The organism is Flavobacterium sp. MEB061 (assembly GCF_000834715.1).
Taxonomy (GTDB): domain Bacteria; phylum Bacteroidota; class Bacteroidia; order Flavobacteriales; family Flavobacteriaceae; genus Flavobacterium; species Flavobacterium pectinovorum.
Window position 1 is genome coordinate 353,307 of record NZ_JXQR01000015.1, and the last position, 11,623, is coordinate 364,929.

Annotated in this window: 11 protein-coding genes; 9 read left to right on the plus strand and 2 right to left on the minus strand. The window is 32.3% G+C overall.

The annotated features are described in order from the left end of the window. Positions 1-5 precede the first annotated feature (5 nt). From RT99_RS08780 to RT99_RS08790, 3 genes are all read left to right on the plus strand, one after another. Positions 6-1,943, plus strand: a complete 1,938-nt coding sequence (locus tag RT99_RS08780; RefSeq protein WP_042564346.1) for an OmpA family protein — start codon at positions 6-8, stop codon at positions 1,941-1,943. 259 nt (positions 1,944-2,202) lie between these two features. After that, positions 2,203-4,209 (plus strand): NAD-dependent DNA ligase LigA, encoded by a 2,007-nt coding sequence (ligA, locus tag RT99_RS08785; protein ID WP_042564592.1) that lies wholly within the window; start codon positions 2,203-2,205, stop codon positions 4,207-4,209. After that, positions 4,196-4,891 (plus strand): lysoplasmalogenase family protein, encoded by a 696-nt coding sequence (locus RT99_RS08790; RefSeq protein WP_042564347.1) that lies wholly within the window; start codon positions 4,196-4,198, stop codon positions 4,889-4,891. Before ligA ends, RT99_RS08790 begins: the two co-directional genes overlap by 14 nt. Here RT99_RS08790 and RT99_RS08795 read toward each other — a convergent pair. Further along, positions 4,877-5,788 (minus strand): bifunctional UDP-sugar hydrolase/5'-nucleotidase, encoded by a 912-nt coding sequence (locus RT99_RS08795; protein WP_042564593.1) that lies wholly within the window; start codon positions 5,786-5,788, stop codon positions 4,877-4,879. The two genes, RT99_RS08790 and RT99_RS08795, sit on opposite strands and share 15 nt — an antisense overlap. 117 nt (positions 5,789-5,905) lie before the next feature. Then, positions 5,906-6,685: a 5'-nucleotidase C-terminal domain-containing protein gene (locus RT99_RS08800; RefSeq protein WP_042564348.1), complete on the minus strand. Its 780-nt coding sequence runs from the start codon at positions 6,683-6,685 to the stop codon at positions 5,906-5,908. 46 nt (positions 6,686-6,731) lie between these two features. Between RT99_RS08800 and RT99_RS08805 the strand changes: the two genes are divergently transcribed. The 6 genes from RT99_RS08805 to RT99_RS08830 all read left to right on the plus strand — a co-directional run bounded on the left by RT99_RS08805 (position 6,732) and on the right by RT99_RS08830 (position 11,581). Next, positions 6,732-7,244, plus strand: coding sequence for a hypothetical protein (locus RT99_RS08805; protein WP_042564349.1), 513 nt, complete (start codon positions 6,732-6,734; stop codon positions 7,242-7,244). A gap of 15 nt (positions 7,245-7,259) precedes the next feature. Continuing rightward, positions 7,260-8,153: a 4-hydroxy-tetrahydrodipicolinate synthase gene (dapA, locus tag RT99_RS08810; RefSeq protein WP_042564350.1), complete on the plus strand. Its 894-nt coding sequence runs from the start codon at positions 7,260-7,262 to the stop codon at positions 8,151-8,153. Positions 8,154-8,277: 124 nt separating this feature from the next. Next, positions 8,278-9,072 carry an outer membrane protein assembly factor BamD gene (locus tag RT99_RS08815; protein ID WP_042564351.1) on the plus strand — a complete coding sequence of 265 codons (795 nt, stop codon included), beginning with the start codon at positions 8,278-8,280 and terminating at the stop codon, positions 9,070-9,072. Positions 9,073-9,081: 9 nt separating this feature from the next. Next, positions 9,082-9,399 (plus strand): DNA-directed RNA polymerase subunit omega, encoded by a 318-nt coding sequence (locus RT99_RS08820; RefSeq protein ID WP_007807938.1) that lies wholly within the window; start codon positions 9,082-9,084, stop codon positions 9,397-9,399. A 9-nt stretch (positions 9,400-9,408) separates the two neighbouring features. Next, entirely contained in the window at positions 9,409-10,617 is a 1,209-nt protein-coding gene (coaBC, locus tag RT99_RS08825) for a bifunctional phosphopantothenoylcysteine decarboxylase/phosphopantothenate--cysteine ligase CoaBC (protein WP_042564352.1), read from the plus strand. 76 nt (positions 10,618-10,693) lie between these two features. Continuing rightward, positions 10,694-11,581: a DUF4835 family protein gene (locus RT99_RS08830; RefSeq protein ID WP_042564353.1), complete on the plus strand. Its 888-nt coding sequence runs from the start codon at positions 10,694-10,696 to the stop codon at positions 11,579-11,581. Positions 11,582-11,623 lie beyond the last annotated feature (42 nt).

Below are 11,623 nucleotides of genomic sequence, written 5' to 3' on the forward strand. Positions count from 1 at the left end.
ACCCTATGAAAAAACTATATATCCTAAGCCTGGTATTGAGCTTCACGATTTGTTTTGCTCAGACTACCAATTTAAAAAAGGCCGACGCGTTGTTTAAAAATTATTCGTATGCTGATGCGTCAAAAGCATACGAAGAAATTTTGGCAAACATCAAAAATCCTTCGGCACAAACTTTAAAAAATGCTGCAGACTCGTATTACTTTATTTCCGATTCAAGAAATGCATTAAAATGGTACAAAAAGTTATATGAAGCCCAAGGGAATAATTTAACAGATATCTACTATTTACGTTATATTCAATCGATGAAAGCCGTAATGGACTATGACGAAGCAAATAGAGTTACCAAAGAATATCTTGATAAAAAAGGCGATAAAAACGAGATCAACCGATACTTGGTTCAAAAATACCAACTGGACAGTCTTTCAAAATCAAAATCGCTTTATGAAATAAAAAATCTCGCTATAAATAGCAGTAAATCTGATTTTGGAACCGCATTTTTTCAGGATAAAATTGTTTTTACCTCTGCAAGAGATACTACAAAATTTAGCGAAAAGTTGTATACCTGGAACAATCAGCCATTTCTGAATTTATATGTTGCAGAAAGAAACCCGGCCGATGCAAGTTTATTTAACGAAACGGTATTTTTACCAAACATTATGTCAAAATATCATGAAGCTACAGCTACATTTGATGCCAGCGGAAAAACAATTTATTATACCACTAATATTGTCAAAAAGAATAAATTGGTTGTAGACGAAACAAAAACCAATAATTTTCAAATCGTAAAAGGAACATTAGATGGAAATAAACTGGAAAATCCTCAAAACGTATTTTTTAATAGTAATGAGTATTCAGTTGGGCACCCTTCTTTAAGTGAAGACGGACAATGGCTTTTCTTTGCATCAGATATGCCAGGGGGAGTTGGTGAAAGTGATTTGTATTTTGTAAAAATTGCAGCAGACGGAACAATGAGTTCGCCACAAAACCTGGGACCAAAAATTAATACTATCGGTAATGATGTTTTTCCATATTTCAGTAAAGGAATACTCTATTTTTCTTCAGACGGACATTACGGATTAGGAGATCTTGATATTTATGAAAGCAAATTTTTACCTGACGGAAGTTTTTCAAGCCCAAAAAATCTCGGACCTCCAATAAACAGTAATAAAGATGATTTTGCTTATATAATTGATAAAACAGGTCATGCAGGATATATGTCTTCCAATAGAGAAGGAGGAAAAGGCGATGATGATATTTATTCCTTTATAAAAGGAGATCCGGTTTGCAACCAAACTATTTCCGGAATTGCAATCGACAGAAAAACCAGAAAACCGCTTACAGATGTTACCATTATGGGATACAACTCTTTCAGCGATGTTTTGGGAGAAGTAAAAACCAATTTTGAAGGTAAATATGCATTGGTAGTTCCGTGCGGAAAAACAGTTAAAATGATAGCAGCAAAACCGAATTACAGCAGCGACGAAAAAACGGTAGAAACTACAAATGAAAATGAAGGTGAAATTCCGAACATTAATTTCGAACTAAGTAATTATGATGATTTGGTTGTGAAGAAAAAAGGAGTCGAAAAAGTCGACGTAAACCCAATTTATTTTGATTACGACAAATCTGATATTACCCCTTTGGCAGTTGAAGAATTAACGAAAGTAGTTTTCATCATGCAGAAGTTTCCTAATATCCGTATCAAAATTGAATCACATACAGACTCTCGCGGAAAAGACGCTTATAACTTAAAACTTTCAGATAACAGAGCAAAATCAACCCGTGATTATCTTATTTCACAAAATATTGATGCTTCTCGAATTGAAAGTGCCATTGGTTATGGCGAAAGCCGATTAATCAATAAATGTAAAAATGGAGTAAAATGTACAGATGCAGAACATGTACTAAACAGACGTTCTGATTTTATCATTATCCAAAAATAAAACCTATTTCTATTTAAAACTTTTTTATCAGTCCTGATAAATGTTAAAACCATTTGGAAGTTGGTTTTTGTTTGATTCTTTTTAAGATTTGTTGATTCTTTTAAAGAATAATGGACAAGAAGAAAATCAAGTTGCATCTTTTTGCAACTTGATTTTTGATTTTAAAACTTTCAGGTTTTTAAACGCTTTTCAACAAAAATATCCTAATTTTGAAGTTACAGTTATTCTAAATTACAATCAGCACCATTTTAATATTTTTATGAGTATTCAAGACACAATTCAGGCTTTAAGAAACGAACTTAACCAACACAATTACAATTATTATGTACTTGATAATGCCACAATTTCAGACTATGATTTTGATATTAAATTAAAGGAGCTGCAGGATTTAGAAAATAAACATCCCGAATTTTTTGATGAAAATTCCCCAACGCAAAGAGTAGGAGGAACAGTAACCAAAAATTTTAAGACCATTGCACATCAATATCGCATGTATTCTTTGGATAATTCTTATTCAAAAGAAGATTTAGTCGATTGGGAAAACCGAATTCAAAGAGTTCTGGGAAATGTTGATTTACAATATACCTGCGAATTAAAATACGATGGAGCGTCTATAAGTATTTCATACGAAAACGGAAAATTAGTCCAGGCTTTAACCCGCGGAGACGGTTTTCAAGGTGATGAGGTTACAAATAACATCAAAACCATAAAATCTGTTCCGTTGCAATTAAAAGGCGATTATCCGGATAAATTCGATATTCGTGGCGAAATTATTTTGCCATATAAAGGTTTCGAAAAAATGAATCAGGAATTAATCGAAATTGGCGAGACTCCTTATTCAAATCCAAGAAATACAGCATCGGGAAGTTTAAAATTACAAGACAGTGCTGAGGTTGCAAAACGGCCTTTAGAATGTTTATTATATACAGTAACCAGCAACAATTTACCCTTTTCAACACAGTTTGAAGGATTAGAATCTGCAAAAAAATGGGGTTTTAAAGTACCAAGCGAAGCAAAATTGGTAAATAACCTTCAGGAAGTTTTCGATTTTATTGATTATTGGGATGTACACCGTCACAAATTACCTTATGAAACCGATGGAGTTGTAGTAAAAGTAAACAGCATTCAGCATCAGCAGGAATTAGGTTATACTGCAAAATCACCACGCTGGGCAATTGCTTATAAATTTAAGTCAGAACAGGTTTCGACACAGTTAAACTCAATTACGTATCAGGTTGGCCGCACCGGAGCCATAACACCCGTTGCTAATTTAGTGCCGGTTCAATTGGCAGGAACCATTGTAAAAAGAGCATCTTTACACAATGCAGATCAAATTGAGAAATTAGATATCAGAATAAATGATACCGTTTTTGTTGAAAAAGGAGGTGAAATTATTCCGAAAATCATTGCAGTAGATTTAGAAAAACGTCCTGAGAATTCAGAGCCAACACAATACATTACATATTGTCCCGAATGTCATACCGAGTTGGTTAGAAATGTTGGGGAAGCCAATCATTATTGCCCTAATTTTTACGGTTGTCCTCCGCAGATTATTGGACGAATCCAGCATTATATTTCAAGAAAAGCAATGGATATTGAAGGTCTTGGCGGCGAAACTGTTGCCTTGCTTTTCAAAAATGGCTTAGTTCATAATTATGCCGATTTATACGAATTAAAAGTAAATGATATTTTGCACTTAGAAAGAATGGCGCAAAAATCAGCCGAGAATTTGGTAAACGGCGTTGAGAAATCAAAAGAAATTCCGTTTCAAAGTGTTCTTTTTGCGCTCGGAATTCGATTTGTTGGAGAAACCGTAGCCAAAAAACTAGCCAAACATTATAAAAATATCGATGCGCTAAGCAAAGCTACTTTAATGGATTTAATTTTAGTTGATGAAATAGGGGAAAGAATTGCCAGAAGTGTAGTTGAATTTTTTGAAAATGATGAAAACCAAATAATAATTGAACGCTTAAAAAGTTACGGAGTTCAATTTGAAATTGTTGAAAATATAAATCCGGATGCAACAGAAAAATTCATTGGAAAAACATTTGTCGTTTCGGGTGTTTTCGAGCAGTTTTCAAGAGATGATTTAAAGAAAACAATCGAGGATAATGGAGGGAAAGTGGGAAGTTCAATTTCTGCAAAAACAGATTTTGTAGTGGCCGGAGATAATATGGGGCCAGCCAAATTAGAAAAAGCCACTAAACTAAATATACCTATATTATCTGAACAGGATTTTATAAATAAACTAAATGAAAGCGAATAAACCGTCGTTGATTTTATATTTTTTAGCACTGCTGTTTACAATTATTTTTAATTGTATGCAGCATGATGTTATGGCAGTTTACGCTAAATCTATTGTGTTGCCTGCTATTTTTTTTTACTTTTTAATCAGTAGTGATTATAAAATAGGAAAAACCGAAGCACTAGTTTTCTTATTTTGTTTTATTGGCCAGGTTTTCGAATTGATGGATGTAGAAATTTCAGAAATTGGCGGTGTATTAAGTTTTCTGATTGTTTATATATTGCTTTTAAGAATTTTTATTACCAGACACGAAAGAATAAAATTCCGAAAAAGAGATATTTTGCCAATATCAATAGTAGTAATTTTTATTGTCTATTTATTGATTTCGGTCTTAAGTTTAGAATCAGACAATATGAAAAAGTTTAACTGGCTGTATACTTTTTACGGAATAATCCTAAGCCTTTTGTGTTATTATGCATTTGTAAATTACATCACAAAAGGCACTTATATAGCTTTTTTAATGAGCCTGATGGCTATTAGCTATATGTTGTCGGATATGTTTTTTATTTTCTGCGAATACTTCTCGTACTCCATTGTGCTTATTTTAATTCGTGATATAACCCAAATTCTGGCATACTATTTTATGGTTGCCTATTTTCTTAAAAAAGCAAAATCGCATAAAAAAATGTTATACGATAATTGATTTACCTTCGTTTGTATGTGCTTTATTCTTATCAAAATAAAAGTCAATTCTGCCTAAATTTATTCCGTAACAGCCAACTTGGTTGACTAATACATTTTCTCCCGCTTTGTTTTTTACAATCGTTGGTTTGTCTAAAAAAGTATGCGTATGTCCGCCAATAATCAAATCAATATCCTGAGTTAACGCTGCGAATTTTAAATCAGAAATTTTAGATTCATCTTCTTTATAGTTATAACCTAAATGCGAAAGACAAATTACCAAATCACATTTTTCTTCCTTCTTCAATAATTGTGTCATATCCTGTGCAATTTCTACAGGATTATTATATACAGTTTCCTTGTACATTTGTTTATCTACCAAACCTGCAAGCTCAATTCCCACACCAAAAACGCCTACTTTAATTCCGTTTTTATTGAAAATTTTATAAGGTTTCACAAGTCCGTTCATGACAGTATTTTTAAAATCGTAGTTTGAATTAATAAACTCAAAAGTTGCATGAGGCATTTGAGCATACAAACCATCAAGACCATTATCAAAATCATGATTTCCAATAGTTGAGGCATCATATTTCATCATGCTCATTAATTTAAACTCCAATTCTCCACCATAATAATTAAAGTACGGAGTTCCCTGAAAAATATCGCCCGCATCCAATAAAAGTACATTTGGGTTTTCTCTACGAATAGTTTCAATAAGTGCCGCACGACGAGATACACCACCTTTATTCGGATTGCGAGGGTCATCAGCAGGAAAAGGATCAATATGACTGTGAACATCATTTGTATGTAAAACAGTTAAATGCTTAATATCGTTACTTTCAAAACTGCTTAATGATAAACCTAAACTTAATAAGGCAGTGCTTGCAGCTGTTTTTTCGATAAATTCTCTTCTTTTCATTGTATATATTTTTTCAGGAAAGATCTTGTAGGTTTTTATAAAGGATTTTTTCGCCACGAATTTCAAGAATTGGCACTAATTTTTTTAAAATAATTCGTGAATTCGTGGTTAACTTTTTTATTCTTCAGTAATTCGAATATCTCTTGGAACCGGAATGGTATCAACTTCCTTAAAATAATCAATAAATACATTTCGAATTTTATAATTCAAATCAAATTTTTGAACACTTTTAGCAAAGAAAACCATACTGTCACCGCCATTAGCCAAATAATCATTTGTGACAACGTAATAAATTTTATTAAGGTCAAGAGGTTTTCCCTGAATCAAAATGTTTTTTGCGGTCTTGTCTTTTGCAATTGTAAAAGTCATTCCAGACAGTGGCTGCGCTTTTTGTACCTTAATAATATAAGAAGTTATTTCAAGAATCTGTTCTCCTTTTAATGCCATTACGACCAGACTATTTTCAAAAGGCATAATTTCAAAAGCAGTTCTGCTGGTCACATTTCCTTTAGGTAAAACCGCTCTTATCCCGCCATGATTCAATAAACATAAATCGATACTTTTTTTCTCACGGGCTTTAAAAACAAGATTTCCTCTTTCTACACAAACATCAGCCATTAAATTACCAATAGTAGTTTGCCATTTCCCCGTACTTTTATCCAAAGTTTCAGGACAATATGCCAGAACACTGTCCAAATCTTTATTAATATGCTCTCTATATGGTTTTATGAAATTCTCAATTTCAGGGGTTTCGGCCTGTTTTTCGGTAACTGGAAGCTGCTTCCCTTCGATCTTTGTTAAGTTGTAGTTTTTGTTACTGCAGGAAACTATAAAAAAAAGTGTTAAGAATATAACAAAAAGTTTTAAAACTCCGTTATACTTTTTTAGATTTACCATCTTAAATGCGACTTAAATAATTAATTTTGTAATTTGTAAAAGTACTATGTTTTTAAATTATATAAAGGAATTTTTTGTAAAAAAATCATTAAAAAATAACTTACATAAGGTAAAAAACGAAGTATTTACAAGTAATATACAAACAATTGGATTGCTGGTTGATGAAAGTAAAATTCGATATTCTAAAGAGTTAATTAGCGAATTAATCTTAAAAGGAATTAAACCGGAGAACATAAAAATTGCTCAGTATAGAGGCAAATTAAAGAAGAAAAAAACGTATTCAGTAACTACTTTTGGTAAAAATCACATCAATTGGAAAGGCAGAATTACGGTAGATTTCTTAAATGAGTTTGTCGAGACAGAATTTGACCTTTTGATTAGTTATTATGAAATTGAAAAACCAATTTTGATGATGATAACCAGCAAATCAAAAGCGAAGTTTAAAGTCGGGTTTGCATCAGTCGATGAAAAATTAAATCGATGGATGATAAATACTGATTTAGAGAATTATAAACTTTTCATTTCTGAATTGTTTAAGTATTTAAAAAGTATAAAATAAATTATAAATTAGAATATGCAATCATTAATAGGAACAGGCGTTGCACTTGTAACACCATTTAAAAAAGATTTCTCAATTGATTTTGAAGCGTTACAGCGAATAGTAAATTTTTCGATTGATGGAGGAGTTGAGTATCTTGTAGTAATGGGAACAACAGCAGAAAATGCTACCCTGACACAAGACGAAAAAGAACAGGTAATTAATGCAGTAATTGATATTAATAAGGGAAGATTACCATTAGTACTTGGTGTTGGAGGAAATAATACTATGCAGGTTGTAGAAGAGTTAAAAACAAGAGATTTTTCTGCTTTTGAAGCTATTCTGTCTGTTTCACCATATTATAATAAACCAACTCAGGAAGGTATTTATCAGCATTTTAAGGCTGTTGCCGAAGCGTCTCCAATTCCGGTAATTTTATATAATGTACCAGGAAGAACGTCAAGTAATATGCTGCCATCGACAGTAGTACGTCTTGCCAAAGATTTTGACAATGTTGTGGCTATAAAAGAAGCTGCCGGTGATGTTGTGCAGGCAATGCAATTAATAAAAAATGCACCAAAAGATTTTCTTGTAATTTCAGGAGATGATATGATCGCTTTACCAATTGTTTTAGCGGGTGGAGCAGGTGTAATTTCCGTAATCGGGCAAGGTTTTCCTAAAGAATTTTCAGAAATGATTCGTTTAGGTCTTAATAAAAAAGTAAATGAAGCGTTTAAAACACAATACTTTTTATCAGATTGTATTGATATGATTTTCGAACAGGGAAATCCTGCAGGAATCAAACAAGTGTTTCAAGCCCTTGGTATTGCTGAGAACACAGTACGTTTGCCATTAGTTTCTGTAGACGATTCGTTGGCAAACAGATTAAACGAATTTGTAAAACACAGCATCAAAGTAGAGCAGGATTAAGGGTATTTTAATATACCAAAAAATATTTTGTAGTAGCTAAATTAATAACTAAATTTGCCACCGGAACTTCGGTGTGATTTTGCTTTGGCACAATTGTCTAAGAAATCATAATAAAAGTAAGAAAATGAAAAAAATAGTATCTCTATTAATTGTTGTTGTCCTTTTTTGTTCTTGTAGTGATTACCAAAAAGCATTGAAAAATGAAGATGTTGCGGCAAAATTTGAAATAGCAACAAAAATGTATGAGGCAGGTAAATATAATAAAGCTATTCGTCTTTTTGAGCAACTAGCGCCAACTTATAGAGGTAAACCTCAGGCAGAGAAATTGTTTTATATGTTTTCTCAGTCGTATTATAAAACAAAACAGTATTATTTGGCAGGTTATCAGTTTGAGAGTTTCGTTTCAGGATATCCACGAAGTGAAAAAGTTCAGGAAGCCGCATTTTTAGGAGCTTTCAGCTATTCAAAATTATCTCCAATTTATAGCCTGGATCAAACAGATACAGTAAAAGCTTTAGAAAAATTACAGGCTTTTATAGACAATTATCCAAATTCAGAATATCTTCCTCAGGCAAATGCAGCTGTACAGATTTTGAACGGTAAACTTGAGAAAAAAGCATACGAAAATGCAAAAGGTTATAATACGATTTCAGATTATAAATCGGCATTAATTGCGTTTGATAATTTTATCGCTGATTTTCCGGGAACACCTTTTAAAGAAGATGCATTGTTTTACAAATACGATTCAGCATACCAATTAGCAATAAATAGTGTTCCATCAAAAATGCAGGAACGTTTAAATGTTGCCAAAGCAGCTTACAATAACTTAATTAAGTTTAACAGCGCTACAAAATACAAAAAACAGGCAGACGAAATGAATGCCAGAGTTGAAACTGATTTACAAAAATTTACTAAATAAAATAAAGTCATGGATTTAAAAAAGACGAATGCTCCTGTAAATACAATAACATACAATAAAACAGTTATTGAAGAGCCAACAGGAAATGTGTATGAAGCAATTACCATTATGGCTAAAAGAGCAAACCAAATTAATTCTGAAATTAAAAAAGAATTAACTGAGAAATTAGAAGAGTTTGCTACTTATAATGACAGTCTTGAAGAAGTTTTTGAAAATAAAGAACAAATTGAAGTTTCTAAATTTTACGAAAAATTGCCTAAACCACACGCTTTAGCTGTTCAGGAATGGTTAGACGGTAAAACTTACCACAGAGGTTCAAACAAATAATATAGTATAATGTCAGTTTTAAACGGAAAAAAAATTTTACTGGGAGTTTCTGGTGGAATTGCAGCGTATAAAACAGCCACATTAGTACGACTCTTTATAAAAGCAGGTGCACATGTCCAAGTGATAATGACACCTGCTTCTAAGGATTTTGTAACTCCACTTACGTTATCTACGTTATCAAAAAATCCTGTACACTCTACTTTTTTTAATGAGGATGATCAAGATGCAGTTTGGAACAATCATGTTGAATTAGGTCTTTGGGCTGATTTAATGATAGTTGCTCCCGCAACTGCCAATACATTATCTAAGATGGCAACAGGAAACTGTGATAATCTTTTAATTGCTACTTATTTATCGGCCAAATGTCCTGTTTATTTTGCTCCGGCAATGGATCTGGATATGTATAAACATCCTTCAACACTTTCTAGTTTTAAGGCTTTAAAGCAATTTGGTAATGTTATGATTCCTGCAGAAAATGGCGAATTGGCCAGTGGTTTATCCGGAGAAGGAAGAATGGCAGAGCCTGAAAATATTATTGCTTTTCTTGAAGCAGATCTGGAAAGCAAGTTGCCATTAAAAGGAAAAAAAATACTAATAACTGCCGGCCCAACATACGAAGCAATAGATCCTGTACGTTTTATAGGGAACCATTCTTCAGGAAAAATGGGTTTTGATATTGCAAATGCAGCCGCAAATTTGGGCGCTCATGTTATTTTAGTTTCGGGACCAACACATTTTAAGACAAAAAACACTTCAATTGAAGTAGTAAATGTAATTTCTGCACAAGAAATGTACGATGCCTGTCATGCACATTACAACGATGCAGATGTTGCGATTGCTGCTGCTGCCGTTGCTGATTATAAACCTAAAACAGTTGCTCTTCAAAAGATTAAGAAAGCTGCTAATGAGTTTTCGATTGAACTCGAAAAAACAAAAGATATTCTGCAATCATTGGGAGCCATTAAAAAAAATCAGTTTTTAATTGGATTTGCTTTAGAGACCGAAAATGAAATTGAAAATGCTAAGTTGAAAATTCAGAAAAAAAACTTAGATTTGATAGTTCTTAATTCTTTGCAGGATGAAGGCGCAGGTTTTAAAAAAGAAACCAATAAAGTTACCTTTATTGATAAAGATTTTAAAATTGAACCAATGGAATTAAAAACAAAAGAATCGGTTGCAGTTGATATTTTAAATAAAGTAATTTTACATTTTTCTTAAATACCACAGATTTTTTAATCAAAAAACGGAATAAGAATAGCTAAATCGAATTTCGATAAAGCAAACATTACCTTGTATGAACAATAAAATAGTTACTCTTTTAGTATTTTTAATATTTGGCTTTGCGCAGGCGCAACAGCTAAACTGTACTGTAACTATAAATACTGAAAGACTCCCAAACCCAAATCAGCAGGTTTTTAAAACACTTCAGACCTCATTATCTGAATTTGTAAATAAAACAGACTGGACAGGAGCGCTTTTAAAACAAAATGAAAGAATTAATTGCTCAATGTATATTACACTTTCGTCAAATAGTTCAGACCAGTTTACAGGTACAATTCAGGTACAATCTTCGAGGTTAATTTATAATTCGACATATTCTTCGCCTGTCTTAAATTATAATGATAAAGACTTTAATTTTACTTATACTGAGTATCAGCCTTTATTGTTTAATCCAACTACATTTGAATCAAACTTAGTATCTGTTATCTCTTTTTATAGCTATATAATTTTGGGATTAGATGCCGACACTTTTCAAATGGGCGCCGGAAGTCCGTATTTTGAAACTGCTCAAAATATTGCCAACGTTGCACAGCAGGGAGGTTCAAAAGGCTGGAGCCAGACTGATGGACTTCAAAACCGTTATTATTTAATAAATGATTTAGTTTCACCAACCTATAGTGATTTGCGTCAAACCAGTTTTTTATATCACACAGGATTGGATAATATGACGGTTGATTTAAAAACATCAAAAGAAAAAGTGAAATCATCTATAGCATTAATAGGGAAATTAAACTCAGTTAAGCCAAATGCTTTTTTAACCCGGGTATTTTTTGATGCTAAATCAGATGAAATTGTTTCTATTTTTTCTGGTGGGCCAAGTATTTCGGTTACAGATTTAACAGACGTTTTGAATAAGGTTTCGCCATTAAATTCTACTAAATGGTCACAAATTAAATTTTAATTGACTTTTCAATTTTAACTTTATTCATTAATTTTATTTTCA

Coding starts and splice junctions, on each gene's coding strand:
- RT99_RS08780 (WP_042564346.1), top strand. CDS start 6: ATGAAAAAACTATATATCCTAAGCCTGGTATTGAGCTTCACGATTTGT.
- ligA (WP_042564592.1), top strand. CDS start 2,203: ATGAGTATTCAAGACACAATTCAGGCTTTAAGAAACGAACTTAACCAA.
- RT99_RS08790 (WP_042564347.1), top strand. CDS start 4,196: ATGAAAGCGAATAAACCGTCGTTGATTTTATATTTTTTAGCACTGCTG.
- RT99_RS08795 (WP_042564593.1), bottom strand. CDS start 5,788: ATGAAAAGAAGAGAATTTATCGAAAAAACAGCTGCAAGCACTGCCTTA.
- RT99_RS08800 (WP_042564348.1), bottom strand. CDS start 6,685: ATGGTAAATCTAAAAAAGTATAACGGAGTTTTAAAACTTTTTGTTATA.
- RT99_RS08805 (WP_042564349.1), top strand. CDS start 6,732: ATGTTTTTAAATTATATAAAGGAATTTTTTGTAAAAAAATCATTAAAA.
- dapA (WP_042564350.1), top strand. CDS start 7,260: ATGCAATCATTAATAGGAACAGGCGTTGCACTTGTAACACCATTTAAA.
- RT99_RS08815 (WP_042564351.1), top strand. CDS start 8,278: ATGAAAAAAATAGTATCTCTATTAATTGTTGTTGTCCTTTTTTGTTCT.
- RT99_RS08820 (WP_007807938.1), top strand. CDS start 9,082: ATGGATTTAAAAAAGACGAATGCTCCTGTAAATACAATAACATACAAT.
- coaBC (WP_042564352.1), top strand. CDS start 9,409: ATGTCAGTTTTAAACGGAAAAAAAATTTTACTGGGAGTTTCTGGTGGA.
- RT99_RS08830 (WP_042564353.1), top strand. CDS start 10,694: ATGAACAATAAAATAGTTACTCTTTTAGTATTTTTAATATTTGGCTTT.